The sequence below is a fragment of the Thalassobacillus sp. C254 genome (assembly GCF_001310615.1).
In genome coordinates, this window is the sequence record NZ_BAXQ01000014.1 from 41,639 (window position 1) to 58,628 (window position 16,990).

8 protein-coding genes and 7 pseudogenes are annotated in these 16,990 nt (G+C 41.2%); 7 read left to right on the top strand and 8 right to left on the bottom strand.

Features of this window, described 5'->3' with window-relative positions:
* Positions 1 to 150: 150 nt before the first annotated feature.
* Positions 151 to 1,424: pseudogene (locus tag JCM19033_RS23560) on the top strand (GntP family permease).
* Between the two features lie 173 nt (positions 1,425 to 1,597).
* Here the strand turns inward: JCM19033_RS23560 and JCM19033_RS13605 are convergent.
* The 6 genes and pseudogenes from JCM19033_RS13605 to glgB form a co-directional block, all read right to left on the bottom strand.
* Positions 1,598 to 4,041 (bottom strand): annotated as a pseudogene (locus tag JCM19033_RS13605) (glycogen/starch/alpha-glucan phosphorylase).
* Between the two features lie 31 nt (positions 4,042 to 4,072).
* Positions 4,073 to 5,489, bottom strand: a pseudogene (gene glgA / locus JCM19033_RS13610) (glycogen synthase GlgA).
* Between the two features lie 38 nt (positions 5,490 to 5,527).
* Positions 5,528 to 6,636: pseudogene (gene glgD / locus JCM19033_RS25940) on the bottom strand (glucose-1-phosphate adenylyltransferase subunit GlgD).
* A gap of 54 nt (positions 6,637 to 6,690) precedes the next feature.
* Positions 6,691 to 6,852, bottom strand: a complete 162-nt coding sequence (locus JCM19033_RS28280) for a hypothetical protein (RefSeq protein ID WP_374701247.1) — start codon at positions 6,850 to 6,852, stop codon at positions 6,691 to 6,693.
* Between the two features lie 95 nt (positions 6,853 to 6,947).
* Positions 6,948 to 7,840 (bottom strand): annotated as a pseudogene (locus tag JCM19033_RS13620) (glucose-1-phosphate adenylyltransferase).
* Positions 7,841 to 7,910: 70 nt separating this feature from the next.
* Entirely contained in the window at positions 7,911 to 9,761 is a 1,851-nt protein-coding gene (gene glgB / locus JCM19033_RS13625) for a 1,4-alpha-glucan branching protein GlgB (RefSeq protein ID WP_157049886.1), read from the bottom strand.
* A 667-nt stretch (positions 9,762 to 10,428) separates the two neighbouring features.
* Here glgB and JCM19033_RS13630 point away from each other — a divergent pair.
* Together JCM19033_RS13630 and JCM19033_RS13635 are read left to right on the top strand one after the other, a co-directional pair.
* Positions 10,429 to 12,110, top strand: a pseudogene (locus JCM19033_RS13630) (glycerol-3-phosphate dehydrogenase/oxidase).
* A 249-nt stretch (positions 12,111 to 12,359) separates the two neighbouring features.
* A pseudogene (locus tag JCM19033_RS13635) lies at positions 12,360 to 14,095 on the top strand (phospho-sugar mutase).
* A gap of 103 nt (positions 14,096 to 14,198) precedes the next feature.
* On the opposite strand, the gene JCM19033_RS13640 reads toward JCM19033_RS13635, so the two are convergent.
* Positions 14,199 to 14,468: an acylphosphatase gene (locus tag JCM19033_RS13640; RefSeq protein WP_054636687.1), complete on the bottom strand. Its 270-nt coding sequence runs from the start codon at positions 14,466 to 14,468 to the stop codon at positions 14,199 to 14,201.
* A 398-nt stretch (positions 14,469 to 14,866) separates the two neighbouring features.
* On the opposite strand from JCM19033_RS13640, the gene JCM19033_RS13650 reads away from it, so the two are divergent.
* Both JCM19033_RS13650 and JCM19033_RS13655 read left to right on the top strand, forming a co-directional pair.
* The gene (locus JCM19033_RS13650; RefSeq protein ID WP_054636689.1) at positions 14,867 to 15,136 is read left to right on the top strand and encodes a hypothetical protein; all 270 of its coding nucleotides are present in this window, start codon (positions 14,867 to 14,869) and stop codon (positions 15,134 to 15,136) included.
* Positions 15,137 to 15,209: 73 nt separating this feature from the next.
* Positions 15,210 to 15,479, top strand: a complete 270-nt coding sequence (locus JCM19033_RS13655; RefSeq protein WP_157049887.1) for a hypothetical protein — start codon at positions 15,210 to 15,212, stop codon at positions 15,477 to 15,479.
* A gap of 84 nt (positions 15,480 to 15,563) precedes the next feature.
* Here JCM19033_RS13655 and JCM19033_RS13660 read toward each other — a convergent pair whose 3' ends face one another.
* A complete protein-coding gene (locus JCM19033_RS13660) occupies positions 15,564 to 15,779 on the bottom strand; it encodes a hypothetical protein (protein ID WP_054636691.1) in 216 nt (71 codons plus the stop codon).
* Positions 15,780 to 16,195: 416 nt separating this feature from the next.
* On the opposite strand from JCM19033_RS13660, the gene JCM19033_RS13665 reads away from it, so the two are divergent.
* Both JCM19033_RS13665 and JCM19033_RS13670 read left to right on the top strand, forming a co-directional pair.
* On the top strand, positions 16,196 to 16,435 hold the full coding sequence (locus JCM19033_RS13665; protein WP_054636692.1) for an HPr family phosphocarrier protein: 240 nt from the start codon (positions 16,196 to 16,198) through the stop codon (positions 16,433 to 16,435).
* A 246-nt stretch (positions 16,436 to 16,681) separates the two neighbouring features.
* Complete coding sequence (locus tag JCM19033_RS13670; RefSeq protein ID WP_054636693.1) at positions 16,682 to 16,882, top strand: hypothetical protein; 201 nt, start codon at positions 16,682 to 16,684, stop codon at positions 16,880 to 16,882.
* Positions 16,883 to 16,990 lie beyond the last annotated feature (108 nt).

Below are 16,990 nucleotides of genomic sequence, written 5' to 3' on the forward strand. Positions count from 1 at the left end.
AAGGCCCTTTTTTAGAGAATACTATTTTTCTTTTCGACAAAAAATGAGAATAATAGGTATTTAAAAGAGGAGATACATAAAAAACATTGAAATAGTAGAGAAACTCTAGTTATTTGATTTACATAAAATAGATACGTAGGAGACGGCCCCATGAATGGTATCGAAATCTCAGCCTTAGGAACGTTACTGGGCCTTGGGCTGACTATTTTTTTCATTATAAAAAAAGTAAGTCCCGCTTATGCAATGATGATAGGAGCTTTATTTGCAGGCATAGCAGGAGGAATAACAATTGAAGACACTGTACTGGTAATGATAGACGGTGCAGGTGGGATGACTGGTGTAGTGTTAAGAGTACTGGCAGCCGGAGTGTTGGCAGGGGTGCTGATAGAATCGGGAGCTGCCCGGACAATAGCTGAGCAAATTTTTAACCGATTAGGGGTATCCAAAGCCTTGCTCGCTATTGCTGGGGCCATGATGGTTCTGACAGGTGTTGGTGTGTTTATAGGGGTTGCTGTCTTAACTGTGGCTCCGATAGCATTATCCATTGCCCACAAAGCCAACCTTTCGAAAATGGCTGTACTTCTTGCTATCACATGCGGAGGAAAGGCCGGAAACATTATATCTCCCAACCCTAACACGATTGCAGTAGCTGATGCATTTCAGCTTCCTCTGACGACAGTGATGTTTGCCGGGATTGTGCCCGCTTTAGGGGGATATGGATAACCTATATCATCGCCAGGCATCTTCAGCATAAAGGGAGAAGGTAGACAAGAAGGAGACAGAAAAAGTGAATACCTCTGAGCTCCCTTCACTGACGGCTTCTTTGTCAGGGCCTGCAGCAGCTATTGGTCTTCTTCTCCTTCAGCTTATTCGGTATTGCGATAGACCCTTTGTTTGCTTTACCGGCAGGGGGAGCAATTGGAGCATTTATGATGAAAAAGGGAAAAGACCTGAATCATTTTGCACATGAAGGACTTAAAAGAATGAGCGGGGTTGCCATCCTTTTGATTGGCACAGGGACGCTGGCAGGTATTATCGCTCACTCTGAACTGATAGAGATAATTATTACCGGTATTGATCAATTAGGGATGCCTGCTTATATGCTTGCTCCCGTAGCGGGGATGAGCATGTCTGTCGCAACAGGCTCTACTTCGGCAGCGGCAGCTGTAGCCGGAAATGTGTTTGCTCCATCAATACTGGAGCTGGGAGTGCATCCTTTGGCAGGGGCAGCTATGCTTCATGCCGGAGCCGGGATGTTTGATAATATGCCACAAGGCACGCTTTTTCATATTTCCAGAGCTGCAGTGGATATGTCATTAAAAGAAAGATTTCAGCTGCTTCCGTATGAATTTTTAGTCGGGGGAGTGATTACGTTGATATCAACATTATTGTTTGGGGTGATGGGACACATCTTTTTAACGTAATGTAATAGGTATAGAATGACAGATGAGTTTTGTTCTTTTCTCTTTATTTAATAAGGGGCGTCTCTACAATCCTATTTACTAGTGAGTCGATATTTTGTAAATCAGTCTATGTATGGCATAAGTTTAGATATTGTATTAGTTCATCAAAAAAGACAAGCGATAAGCTTGTCTTTTTATTGAGAAGGGTGACTATACGGTAGTGGATCGAAGCCCCATATTTCAGCTGCATATTCAGAGATTGTCCGGTCACTGGAAAACTTGCCCGAGTGAGCAATATTGGTAATGCTCATCTGCATCCATTTACTTCGGTTACGGTAGGTCTGATCTACAAGTTCCTGTGCTTCCTCATAGCTGTCAAAGTCCTTCAAAACAAAGTACTCATCATTATTTGAAAGGATGTTATAGTAAATATCTTTAAACTCCATTTCATCGGAACCAAAGAATCCATTGATCAATTGATCCATGACTGTACGAATTCGGTCATCTGTGTTGTAAATATCTCTTGCAACATATCCACCGTGGTTGTAATAATGAAGAACTTCATCAGCACTGAGGCCGAAAATAAAGCTGTTCTCTTTTCCAACCATATCTTTAATTTCAATGTTTGCCCCATCAAGAGTCCCTAGAGTCAGGGCCCCGTTCATCATTAATTTCATGTTGCCCGTGCCGGATGCTTCTTTGCTTGCTGTAGAAATTTGTTCACTTACATCAGCTGCCGGAATGATCTTTTCAGCCAGGCTTACACTGTAATTCTCCATAAAGACGACCTTGATTTTATTTTTAATCAATGGATCACTATTGATCATGTCCGCCACAGAGATAATGAGTTTGATTACCTGCTTAGCGAAGTGATACCCGGGAGCAGCTTTTGCTCCGAAAATAAATGTACGGGGTGTAATATCAAGAGACGGGTTTTCTCTTAAAGTATTATAAAGATAAATAATATGGAAGATATTTAAAAGCTGTCGTTTGTACCCATGAAGTCGTTTAATATGAACATCAAAAATGGAATGGTCATCAACTATGATTCCTGTTTGATCTCTAATGATCTTGGCAAATTGTTGTTTGTTGTATCGTTTTACGCTATCAATCTTCTCTTGAAAGGATTTATCATCTACGTAGCGAAGAAGCCCAATCAGATTTTTCGGGTGCTCAATCCATTTATCACCGATTGCTTCACTTATGGCAGCTGAAAGCTCTGGGTTGGCATGAAGAAGCCAGCGTCTATGTGTGATGCCGTTTGTTTTGTTGTTAAATTTTTGCGGATAGAGAGAATAGAACATTTTCATCTCTTTTTTCTTTAAAATATCTGTATGGATCTTAGCAACACCATTGACGCTGAAACTTCCTACGATGGCAAGATGAGCCATTCTTATCGTATCGTAAGCGATAATGGCAAGTTCAGGTATTTGGTCCCGGAGTTCAGGGTGGTCAAACCATAGACCTTTACAGAAACGTTCATTGATTTCATCTATAATCATAAAAATACGAGGGAGAAGATCTCTTACCATTTCAGTCGGCCATGTTTCCAGTGCTTCACTCAAGGTTGTATGGTTGGTATAGGCAACTGTTTTCCTCGTTATTTCCCATGCTTCCTCCCAGGTTAATCCTTCTTCATCCAGCAAAATCCTCATGAGTTCCGGAACGACCAAGCTCGGGTGCGTATCGTTTATTTGTATCTTTATTTTTTCTGGCAAAGAGGATAGGGGCAGGCCAAGCTTCTTTTTATAAGAACGGAGGATACTTTTTAAGCCGGCGGCCACCAGGAAATATTGCTGCTTTAAGCGCAATACTTTGCCTTCAAAATGAGAGTCGTCAGGGTATAGAAATTCGGATATTTGTTCGATTGACCTTTTGTATTCAAGGTAGTTATAGTAGTCAGTCCTATCGCTTCCAAAAAAATTAAAGTCATCCGATGAAGACTCTGCGCTCCACAGCCGGAGTGTATTTACGGTTTTGTTCTGATATCCTACAATGGGAACGTCATAGGGGACGGCCAGTACAGTTTCATAATCTTTATGGTGGAATGTTAATTTGCCGTTATTGTCATTCATCTCAACGGTTCCGCCAAAACGCACCTCTACCGCCTGCTCTCCACGTCTGGTCTCCCAGGCGTAATCTTCTTTCAGCCAGTAATCAGGCAGTTCTACCTGGTGACCGTTAACAAAACGCTGGCGAAACAACCCATACTTATAACGTATCCCGCAGCCGTGGCCCGGCAGCTCAAGGGAAGCAAGGGAATCCAGGAAGCAAGCGGCTAATCTGCCAAGTCCGCCATTTCCTAACCCAGCATCATGTTCTTGAGAGTAAATTTCTTCAGGCACAAAATCTAATTCCTGCAAAGCTTCATTGCAAACATCAAGGAGACCTAGGTTAAGAAGATTATTCTCAATTAAACGTCCAAGTAAAAACTCCATAGAAAAATAGTAACTTGTCGTTCTTGCTGTTTTTTATATGTTTGAGTGGTGCGTGTCCAATTTTTACTGACCTGTTCTTTTACAAGAGTACTTAAAGCCACATAGATATCACGTTCTGTTGCTTGGTCAAAAGGAATTCCTAATGTCGTTTCGAGTCTGTCAACAATGGCTTCTTTCATGCTTTCAGCCGTCATAATCATTGGAAGGCTCCACTCCTTTTTTTCTGTTTCTTTATTGGCTGGCAACGAGTGACGAATAGAGATAAATATATTGATGGGCTGAATCTTTCCAGTCATATTGACTGTGATATACGTTTGTAAGCAGGGTTTGTCGTTTTTCAGGAACAGCATAAACTGTTAAAGCATACTTAATTGTATTAAACATGTCATGGGCATTATAGTTGCGGAAGGTGAAACCATTTCCCTCTCCGGTGTATTCATTGAATGAAGCAACAGTATCTTTTAAACCTCCTATCTCCCGGACAATAGGGATCGTTTCATATTGCAGCGCAATAAGCTGTCCTAAACCGCATGGTTCAAAGAGAGACGGCATAAGAAAGAAATCAGAACCTGCATAAATCTGATGAGCTAACCCTTCATCAAAGTAAAGATTAGCAGAAATTTTGTCCGGATAGAGATAAGCTGCATGGGAAAAACCATCCTCAAGCTCCTTCTCGCCAGTGCCAAGTACTACAATCTGAACGTCCTGTTCCATTAATTCGGGCATCATATGAAGAACGAGAGGAAGACCTTTTTGTTCCACCAGGCGCGAAACAATGCCTATGACAGGTATATCCTTGTTTACTGGAAGGTCCAGCTTTCGTTGAAGAGCCTCTTTATTGGTCTGTTTTGCGTCTGGATCCTGCTTATAGGGAGCTTCCAAATAGGGATCTGACTCAGGATTATAAGCTTCACCGTCTATGCCGTTAATGATTCCTTCTACATCCTCTTGCCGGTCGCGAAGGATAGAGTCCAGCCCTTCACCGAAGTAAGGATACTGGATTTCTTTGGCATATGAGGGACTGACTGTAGTAATTTTGTCTGCGTGGAAGAGAGCGGCTTTCATACAATTGAGCATCCCGTTCCATTCAAAACCAAAGAGGTGTTCTCCAGGAAGATTTAACATGTCATGAAACATATCAATCCCCATGACTCCCTGGTATTTCAAGTTATGTATCGTAAAAACTGTTTTTATCCCCGGTACGCTGAAGGATATTAAACAGGGCGATAGCAAGGCCTGCCTGCCAGTCATGACCATGGACAATATCAGGAGTAAAGTCAGTAAGGGACAGACATTCTATGACAGCTCTGCTGAAATAAACGAACCTCTCGCCATCATCGTAATATCCATAATACCCGTTTCTGCCAAAATAGTATCCGTTGTAGATAAAATAGTAGGTGATGCTGTCATGAGTTAATTTATAAAGAGTTGCTTTTTGATTTCTCCAGCCGACTGGGACGGTAGCAGATCCAACTTTTTCCATTCGTTCTTTCCATTCATCTGCTATATCCTCATATAAAGGAAGAATCACCCGCACGTCTGCACGGTGATTCTTTTTTAGTTCTTGAGGAAGGGAGCCGATGACATCTGCAAGTCCCCCGGTTTTAGCGAATGGGGTACATTCTGAAGCGACAAATAAAACGTTCATTGTAAGGGAACTCCTCTCTGATATTTATTACGATAGTTTTATAACGTTTTGCTTTTGGCAACAACAAAAGGCTGCTCTGAGCCGCCGATTAATGTTCGTTCCGTTGAAACCGCTGCGTCCTTATCTAAAATGACATTTTCTAAGTGTACTCCTTCTTTGACCTTGCATTTCTGCATGATGATAGAATTTTTGACCTTTGCCCCTTTTTCAACTCTGACGCCCCGGAACAAAATGCTGTTCTCTACTTCTCCATCGATTTTGCAGCCATTGGCAATTAATGAATTGCTGATTGAGGAAGAGGGCGAGTACTCAGCGGGTGGTTCGTCTTTTACTTTTGTGTATATTAATTGATCTCCGTAAAAAAGGTTTTGATAGACCTCTGGGTTTAAAAGTTTCATATTATGCTTATAAAAACTTTCCACAGAATTAATGATTGCTGCATATCCATCGAACACGTAAGACTGGACATGGAGACGGTCTAAGTTCCGTTTAATTCCGTCAAGGAAGAAGCTGCTTTTTCGTAGGCAATGCACTCATCGACCAGGCTCAAAAGCAAACGTTTCCCAATGATATACATGCCAGAAAAAACATGAGAATTATTTTGGTCATGAGTTATATCCGTAACCCAGCCCTGTTCATCTGTTTCGAGCTTCAAGCAGGGGGCGTGTTCAGGTTCTCTTTGTTCAAATTGCTTGCTGATCAGGGTGACATCAGCTTCTGTTTCTAAATGATGCCTGAAGGCCTTTTGAACATCCACGTTGCCAATGAACTGGCTTCCGCTGATTAATACATACTGAGCATGCCCTCCCCGGTATAGGAAGTCTCTGTTATTGTGGAAATGCTGAAGATCTCCTCTGGAAATATCGGAGGGATCATTCCAGTCTGGGGGAAGAATAAACAGCCCGCCTCTTTTTCGGTCTAAATCCCACTCTCCACCTGTGCCTAAATGATCCATAAGAGAACGGTATTTATACCGGGTGAACAAAGCCACATCATGGATTTGGCTATTAACCATATTGGAGAGAACAAAGTCGATGAGCCTGTACCGGCCGCCGAAAGGAACAGCGGCCCCGCACCTGAAATAAGTTAACTCCTGCAAAAAATCGTGTTCATGATCTAAATTTATAATGCCCATCATGCGTTCCATCTGCGAGCCTCCTAACGAATGTCAATGTATGAATGTTTAATATCCAATCATTACTTATTTACTGACCGCAAAATCTTCAAGCATCGTGTCTTTATCTATGACTCTTAACTCTTCATTTGGGCCTGACTGAATCGTGCAGTTATCAGGGATAATCGTTCCCTCTTTTATAATAGCCCTTTCAATTTTTACATTCTTGCCTATCTTTACGTTTGGCATAATAACAGAGTGCTCAATCGTTGAGTTATGGCCAGCTTGTACGCCATGGAATAAGATGGAGTGGTGGACCTTTCCGTATATTTGACACCCTTCATTTACAAGGCTGCTCGTAACCTGCGCACCAGGACCGACGTAGTGAGGAGCTGATTGTGATTGACTGAATAAATCCGCCAGTTGTAGTCCGTTAACTGAAGAGATGGACTTTCTTTAAGTAAGTCCATATTGGCTTCCCAGTAGCTGTTAATAGTTCCAACGTCCTTCCAATAACCCTTAAATGGGAAGGCAAAGAGTCGCTTTTGATCTCTCAGCATCGCCGGAATAATGTCTTTTCCAAAGTCATGGCTGGAAACCTCGCTTTTTGCATCGTCCAATAAATATTGTTTCAGGACACTCCAGGTAAAGATATAAATTCCCATAGAAGCAAGATTATTTTTAGGCACAGCAGGTTTTTCCTGGAATTCAGTTACTGAGTAATCGCTCGCCGTGTTCATAATCCCAAAGCGGGAAGCTTCTTCCATGGCACCTCTATTACGGAAATAGACGTATCAGCATTCATTTCCTTGTGAAAATCAAGCATGGCTGCATAATTCATCTTGTAAATATGGTCTCCTGAAATAACCAGAATGTATTGAGGGTTAAATTGCTCGATAAACTGGATATTTTGATAAATCGCATCAGCTGTTCCTTTATACCATTCCCCTGCTTCACCTTTTCCTGTAAAAGGAGGAAGCACAGAAACTCCGCCGTGCTTTCTATCCATATCCCATGGTCTCCCGATGCCCAAATGCTTGTTTAATTCCAAAGGTTCATATTGGGTGAGGACTCCGACTGTATCAATGTTAGAATTTGTGCAATTACTTAATGTGAAATCTATAATGCGGTATTTCCCGCCAAAATAAACGGCTGGTTTTGCCGTATCTTTCGTGAGAAGTCCTAATCTTTTTCCTTCTCCTCCTGCTAAGAGCATTCCGACACATTCTTTTTTCATTGTTCTTCCTCCCTTGCTTGTTCCCCCTCGGGAAAGCGCCTGTATACAGTGATGGCTAGAGGAGGTATTTTCAACGATATATATTGATCTTGGCCGTTCCAATGTTCAGGAACAGTAAAGTGGGGGGCTGAGCTCGTTTGCCGGAACCTCCGAAAGCTTCAGAGTCAGAGTTGAATATTTCCTTATAGGTGCCTGGTTTAGGCACTCCTACGCGGTAGTCATATCGCACCACAGGTGTAAAGTTGCATACAATAAGAAGTTCATCCTCAGGATCAAATCCTTTTCTTACGAAGGAAATAATGCTTTGCTCGTAATCATTGGCGTTAATCCAAAAAAATCCTTCACCTTCGTGGTCTTTTTCAAACAATGCTTTTTCTTCACGGTAAAAGTGATTCAGCTCTTTTACATAACGATGGACTTTATTGTGCAGAGGATAGTCTAAAAGGTTCCAATCCAGGTCATCTAAATCTTTCCATTCATCATATTGGCCCAGTTCGCCTCCCATAAAGAGTAATTTTTTTCCAGGGTGGGTCATCATATAGCCGTAAAGCAATCTGAGCTGAGCAAACTGCTGCCATTGGTCACCTGGCATTTTATTAAGAAGGGAACGTTTCCCATGGACCACTTCATCATGAGATAAAGGTAAAATATAATTCTCTGAAAAGGCATACATTAAAGAGAAAGTAATGAGTGAGTGATTCCACTTTCGATGGACGGGGTCCATCTCCATATATTCAAGCATGTCATTCATCCAGCCCATGTTCCATTTGAAATTAAAGCCAAGCCCGCCAACATGAATAGGGGAGCTGACAAGAGGCCAGGAAGTACTTTCTTCAGCCATCATTAATGCATGAGGCTGGTATTTAAAAACCGTTTCATTCAGCTTACGTAAAAAAGCAATGGCTTCAAGGTTCTCTTCTCCACCGTACGTGTTATAAATCTTTTCTTCTCCATCATGCTTATCAAAATTTAAATAGAGCATGTTAGCTACTGCGTCCACTCTCAATCCGTCGATGTGGAACTCCTTCATCCAGAAAACAGCGTTGGATATAAGAAAACTCTGAATTTCAGGCTTACCAAAATCAAAGGTTAATGTCCCCCACGAAAGCTTTTCAGCCTTCCTTGAATCTTCATATTCAAATACGGGACCGCCATCAAAGAGCCGAAGACCGTGACTGTCTTTACAAAAATGGCCAGGTACCCAGTCCATAATGACACCAATTTGATGCTTATGGCACGTATCAACAAAGTAACGGAAGTCATCAGGAGAGCCAAACCTGCTTGTGACAGAGAAGTACCCTGTAATTTGATAGCCCCATGAACGATCATATGGATGTTCTGCTAAAGGAAGAAGTTCGATATGGGTGAACCCCATGTCCTTCACATATGGGACCAGAGTTTCAGCAAGCTCCCGGTAGGAATAAAGAGTTCCATCATCTTTGCGTTTCCACGTACCTAAATGCACTTCATAGACTAGAAGAGGGGAGTCATAAGGCGCTTGCTTCTCTCTTTCTGAAAGCCACTCCTGATCACTCCATTTATAGGTGGATGGAGCTGGTGCTACTGAGGCAGTGGCAGGCCGAACTTCGGAAGTGAAAGCATAAGGATCTGCTTTTAATAATGTTTCGTCGTAAGAAGTGGTGATTTTGTACTTGTAGGATGTACCAGCTTCAATGGAAGTGAAAAAGCCAGCCCATACTCCCTGGTCATTAATCCGGTGAAGGGGATAATCATCCCCGTTCCAATAGTTGAATTCTCCCACCACACTCACCTGTTTTGCATGAGGAGCCCAGACAACAAAGCGGTACCCAGATTCTCCGTTAAGTACCAAGTGATGGCAGCCAAATGTCTCGTAGCTTTGAAAAAAAGTTCCTTGGTGAAATAAATACAAATCGTGTTCAGAAATCCCTAAATTATCCATTGCAATCCCCCTGGTGAAATGAAAAAGTTACTGGCTGTCAACTACAGAGCCGTTTTGAGTTAGTATAAGTTTCTCTTTCATAGAGAAATAAACCTTCTAACTGCTTAGAAAACTTTGCGAAGTTTTTTGACAAATTTTTTCTGCAAAACGCGTAAAATATTTATATGCAGGGTACATGATTATATGATTCTTACAAAACACTGCATTCTCACTACATGCACCTGAAATAATAGGGTAGATAATAAAGTGCAAACAAAAAGCGTAGTGTTTAACTATATTATTTATTACATCGGCCTAGAACATTTGTCGGACGTGGAAAACAGGCAAAACAACCTGAGACTCAACAAGGAAAGTGCTTAGTCATTTCATTCCCTGTCCAATCAGCAGAAAAAAGATTATTTTTGTTGAAAAGGTTGTAGTTTTGTCGCATTTTTTAACCCGGAAAATTACTATTACGTGATTTAGTAAAAAGGGTCTTGTTAACATCAAGGAAATCCTGCTGTTTTTAGCAAAGGGTTTGATATTATCAGTGGTTCTCGTTATAATAGAACTAAGTTAATAAAACGGTCGGAGTTACAGAGAGACCACAATACCCTGCTACGCAACAGCAGGTGTATTGTGGTCTTTTTTATTCCTAATTCTGACAATAGAAAAAGGAGAGATACCTATGAAACAATCACGGTTTTCTGCCATATCTAGAACAGAGCGGTTAGAAGAAATGTCAGGTAGGGAGCTAGACTTGCTTGTCATCGGCGGTGGGATTACTGGTGCAGGCATAGCCCTTGATACAGCTGCCAGAGGAATAGATGTAGGTTTGATTGAAATGCAGGATTTTGCTGAAGGAACGTCAAGTCGGTCTACAAAACTAGTACACGGAGGGCTTCGCTACTTAAAACAATTTGAAGTGAAGCTTGTGGCTGAGGTGGGAAAAGAAAGAGCAATTGTCTATGAAAATGCTCCCCATGTTACAACTCCTGAATGGATGCTGCTTCCTATCATTGAAAACGGCACCTTTGGTAAATTCTCAACATCTCTTGGTTTAAAAGTTTATGATACCCTTGCACGAGTAAAAAAGAGTGAAAAGCGTTACATGTTAAATAAAGAGGAAACGTTAAAAAAAGAACCGTTATTATTAAAGGATAAAGTAAAAGGCGGCGGTGTTTACGTAGAATATCGCACTGATGATGCCCGCTTAACATTAGAAACGATAAAGAAGGCAAATGATTTAGGTGCCAACCTGTGAACCATGCGAAAGCAGAATCATTTATTTACAAAGGAAGTAAAGCAGTGGGAGTAAATGTTAAAGACCTGGTTAACGACAAAACCTATGAAATTTATGCCAAGCATATTGTAAGCGCGGCGGGTCCCTGGGTCGATGAGTTAAGGGAAAAAGATGGCTCCAAAAAGGGGAAACAGCTTCATTTAACAAAAGGTGTTCACCTGGTGTTTGACCGGGAAAGGTTCCCGCTTCAGCAAGCTGTTTACTTTGATACGCCTGACGGAAGAATGGTCTTTGCCATCCCCCGGGACAAAAAGGCGTATGTAGGCACGACTGATACGGTATATAAAGGAGATATTGCTAGTCCAAGAATGACCGAAGAAGACCGGGACTATCTTCTTCAGGCAGCAAATGAGATGTTTCCTGAAGTGAACCTGTCAGCAGAAGACGTGGAATCTAGCTGGGCAGGTCTCCGTCCGCTTATTTATGAAGAAGGCAAGAATGCTTCTGAAATCTCCCGAAAAGATGAGGTGTTTATCTCTGAGTCTGGATTAATATCCATTGCAGGGGGAAAGTTGACAGGGTATCGGAAGATGGCAGAACGAATTGCTGATATTGTTACCGAAAAGCTTAACATTCACGCCCCGTGCCCGACTGAACATATAAAACTATCAGGCGGGGATGTAGGTGGAAGCGCAGGGTTTGATCGTTTTATTGAAGAAAATCAAGCTAAGGGACTATCACTTGGATTATCCGAAGAAGAGGCAAGGGAGATCGTACGTTTTTATGGATCAAATGCTCCCCGTCTTTTTGAACTAGTGGAAGAACAAGGGGAGATTGCAAAGGAATATGGACTGCCTCTTCACATAGCTGGGAAACTTCTGTATGCTCTTCAGGATGAAATGGCAGTGACTCCACTTGACTTCTTTAATCGCAGAACAGCTTATTTGTATTTTGGAATGGAACAGTTAATCGCTTATAAGGAGAAGGTCGCTGCTTTTATGAAAGATCACTTACGTTGGACAGAGGAGCAAGAAAGACGATTTACTAGAGTGCTAGAAGAAGAAATAAAGTGGGCTCAGGTACCCTTAGGAAAGGAATCCGGTCCTGAAGCAAAAAAAGTGGTGTGATAATCAACGAAGGAACAGGCTGCCTGTTCCTTTTTTGTGAGAAAAAATTGCTTTTTTCCCTGTAATTTGAGAGAACTCACCCCAGAACACGTTGGGAAAAAGAGAAATTTGACGAACCACATCTATAAATGTTGGAGGAAAAAAGAAGGAAAAAGAAAAACTTTTCTATAAAAATAATAATGTACATGATACTCTAAAAATGGAAGAGATAGTAAGCTTTACTACTGGAAAGAGACGAGGAGGAAAGGTATGGTTTGGAAGAAACATTATGAACGCTGGAGTTCATTTGAAGGCTTAGATCAAGATTTAAAGGACCTGCTGAAAGAAATAACCAAAGACGAAAAAGCGACGGAGGATTGCTTTTATAAATATCTGGAATTCGGTACAGGCGGGATGCGGGGAGAAATTGGCCTGGTACTAACCGTATGAATAAGTATACGATCCGCAGAGCAGCCGAAGGACTGGCAAGATATATTGAAGAAGCAGGAAAAGAAGCAAAAGAGCGCGGAGTAGTGATCGCTTTTGATTCCCGCCACCGCTCACCCGAGTTTGCTTTGGAAACAGCATTAACCCTTGGGGCTCATAATATTAAATCTTACATATTCGAAGAGTTAAGGCCTACTCCAGAACTTTCCTATGCAGTAAGACATCTCCGTGCGTTTGGAGGAGTAGTGATTACAGCGAGCCATAACCCGCCGGAATACAATGGTTTTAAAGTATATGGCGAGGATGGGGGCCAGTTCCCTCCAGGGCCGGCAGAGGACTTAATTACAAAAGTAGAGGAAGTAGAAGATGAGTTGCAAATACCTGCTGCAAGCCAGGAAGAATTAAAAGCAAGTGGTCTTCTGACAGTGATTGGAGAAGAAATCGATGAGGCTTACAATAAAGAGCTCCAAACCATTGTAGTAAATCCGGATCTAACAAAAAAAGAGGGTAAAGACGTTACCATTGTGTTTACTCCGCTCCATGGTACAGCGAATCTCCCGGTTGTACGGGCCCTGGAAACGAGTGGTTTTACAGATGTGCACATTGTAAAAGAACAGGAACTTCCAGATCCTGAATTCTCTACTGTAAAGAGTCCTAATCCTGAGGAAGAAGCAGCTTTTGAGCTGGCTATCGAAGAAGGAGAGAAGACAGGGGCAGATGTCCTTATTGCTACAGATCCCGATGCAGACAGGGTGGGAGTGGCTGTCCGGAACAATGACGGGAAGTATCAAGTATTAACGGGTAACCAAACCGGAGCTCTTATGTTGGAATATCTTTTATCTCAGAAAAAAGCAAACGGAGTTCTTCCGGCAAACGGCGTCGTGTTAAAAACGATCGTAACTTCGGAAGTCGGACGCGCTGTAGCAGACGCTTACGGACTGACAACCATTGACACTCTTACCGGCTTTAAATTTATCGGCGAGAAGATTAAACAATATGAAGAGTCAGGAGAGTATTCATTTCAGTTTGGATACGAAGAATCCTATGGATATTTAGTCGGATCATTCGTTCGTGATAAAGATGCAGTCCAAGCTGCCTTGTTAGCCGCAGAAATTACTTTATGGTACAAGAAACAAGGGTTAACGTTATATGAAGGGTTGATGAACTTATTCAGCCGTTATGGATATTACCTGGAAGGTCTTGAATCTCTTACTCTCAAGGGGAAAGAGGGAGTCGAAAAAATCGAAGAAATCATTAAAGACTTTCGCAAGTCTCCTCCTCGGACAGCTGGTGGAAAGCAGGTTGTCACAGTAGAGGATTACAAAACAAGCGAAAGAAGCTGGCTGGAGGGCAGCCAGCGTGAAGTGATTGAACTGCCTGTTTCTAATGTATTAAAATATTTCAGAGAAGATGGCTCCTGGTTTTGTGTGCGGCCTTCAGGAACCGAACCAAAGGTTAAATTTTATTTTGGGGTTCGTGAGGAAAGCATGGAAGAAGCCGAGCGAGAACTTGCCTTGCTGAAAGCAGATGTGATGGGAAAAGTAAATCAACTGGTTTAATAATGAAATAATAGAGGAAGAAGCATAGCCTGCATCTGCGGACCTATGCTTCTTTTTAACGCAAGGCTTGTTTACCGTACTTGGGAACGGCCTATAACCTGCATTAATATTTAACTTCAAAACTGTTTTCGTGATCTATTTCTTTTGCTTCATTAATATCAAGATGATCTACCTTGGAAAAAGAATTACCTTCAGCCAGGGAATCAATAAACTCCTCCATATTTTTATTATCCCCCTCAGCTTTTAGTTCAACGGTTCCATCGGAATTATTTTTCACCCACCCAAAGACATTTTTCTTGTTCGCTTCTTGTCTGGTGAAATCTCTAAATCCGACTCCTTGCACTTTTCCATGGACAATAATATGTTTTTTCAACTATCCCACCTCCTGAAAATCTCATACCTTTTTAAAATGAAGACGAAACCACGGGTCTTCTTCAGGGTTATTGATGGTCTCCGATACCACATGAGACTGTCCCTCTTCATCAGTGGCGAGCAGCTTCCGTACTTGTCCTGATAGGCAGGATAAATATACCCCTCTTTAAACAATAACCTGGGAGGATAAATTTCGACGAAATCATACCCCAGGTGTTTACATACGTTTTTTTGGCATTTCACAAGCTCCATATTTATCACCTTTTGGATGTTATTTTATCTATACCTTTCCCAATGGTGTAGAAATAAAAGAGGGATAGGTTTTTTGAAAGGAACCTGTCTATACGTTTTAAGAGGTGACGCATAGAGTGGTAACAGTACGAGGAAAGGAGGGAGACTATGAGCATTCACAGAAAGCATAGGGATGACAGAGTTGACGATCAAGTACAGGCAGTCAGTACTGGCAGAAACAAACTGGATAACGAAAATTTTATTAAAGATAAAAACTATAACGTGGCAGAAGCAGTGATTAAAAACAGCGGAAACTCTTATGTAAATGTTCACGTAGATGCTGAATCCTTTGCTAAAGGCCGTGCTAAGTCTTTTGCAGATGCAGACGCTAAGCAGGCACAAGAAACAGGATTTCAGGATGGGAGAAGAAAAAGATAATAAATGATGACGGGAGGTAATCACAATGAGATTGCTTCCCTTGCCTTTACATTTGAATAAGGGGGACGTTGAAATGGAGAAAAAGCCTTTCCCGGTTCAGCATGTTTCCAGTGTAGACCGCAGTGGGAACTCAGATGTTGACGTAACCGTTAATATTGATACATCATCTCTGGCATATGCCTACGCGTGCCTGCTTTATGCAGAAGGGAAACTTACCAGAAAGCAGCTGGATACCATGGTAGAAGAAATGGATAGAATCTATCAAAAAAAGGAGCATAAGCAAAAGTTCTTACCCTCTTCACAAGAATATGGAAAACAAAAAGATGCCTGGTGGTTTGTATAACATGAAAGATAAAGCTCCCAAGCTCTGCTGTCTGCCTGACAAACGTAACCGTCAGCAGTAAGCAAAGATTGGGAGCCTTTTCCGTTAATTAAATTCCATCATTTTAATTCTTCTTTGAATATAAACTTTACCGGCAGTCTCTCTCATTTCATCCCAGTCTTCAAAAATAGTTGTCTCTCCAATATATTCATTCCACTTCTCAGTTTCTGTAAGTTTATTAAACTCCTCTTCAGATTCGAATACAAAGCCGCTTTGGGCAATGAATACTTCAAAAGAGGAAACAGAAGTATATTGTTTCATAAAACTTTGGTCAAAGAGGTCAGTGATAGTTACGGTATTTTCTCTGCTTATTTCTTCGATCTTTTCTGCAGTTCGTCCGATGCAGAATGATTTTCCTTCACGACCCTCACTCCTTCAATAATATATAAATTAAAAATAACACAAGAAAGCCGCTTTTAAAATAAAGGATTATGTGAACTCGTTTTTGAAAACTATCCTTGTGAAGGCCGAAATAAAATCAGACTGAGAGAAAAAGGCTTACGCACTACTCCTTCAGAAAATAGGTGTCAGCAAACCTCCCATATTTCTACATGAAAAAAACTTTTATATATAATATATTAGAGGAATATAGTGGAAATGAACATAAAAAGAAAAGCGGTCAAATACTCTCTTAATAAGTGGGTAATTGACTTTTCGATAAAGGGGTAGTGTGGATCATGGAAGCAGCTGTTATGGTTCAAATGGAAGAAAAGATGTATTATGATAAGCTTCTTACAATTGTTAGAGAAGCAAATCAATTTCAAAGCTATATTGTGTTTGAAATGAATGGTATGGTTATTAATGGAAAAAGCCTGATAAGTGTCAGCACCTTTTTAAAGCAGAAGAATCAAATGACGGTAAGAGCAGTTGGAAACGATGCAAAGGATGCTGTGGAAGCAATAAAAAAGTTAATATAAAAAATCGCCTGGTTATTTTTCAGGCGGTTTTTAGTTTGTGTTTGTGTAATTGAGGGAAATTACATATACATAAACTAATGTCCAGGTTTGTTTCTTGCTCAATGTAAATGCGGGTAAATCTAAGAAGCAAGGACAAGAGTTACTATTAATAGGGGCCAGGCCTATGGACAACAAAAGCCGCAAAAGGTCAAATCCGTAATGAGAGTCACTCTCTCGATTGCGATAACAAACATAAGGAGAGATGATATGTATACCAAGCAAGCAGAATATGACCGGTTATTTACGATAGGAGAACAGGTGTTATATAAAGGAGAAGCAGCTCAGGTTACCGCAGAATATAAGCACGCCGTTTGTATTGAATTTGTTCATTATCCAATTGCAGAGAAAAAAGAAGAATTTCCTGACCCGCGAGTAGTTATTAAAAAAGATGCCTGCGAAAGAACATAACATTTGATAAATAAACATATCGTACAGTATAACCAGGATTAAACTCCCGGTTATTTTTTTTGTTTACATAAAGCTGATGCCTGAATGTATGTGTCCCTTGTACTTCCA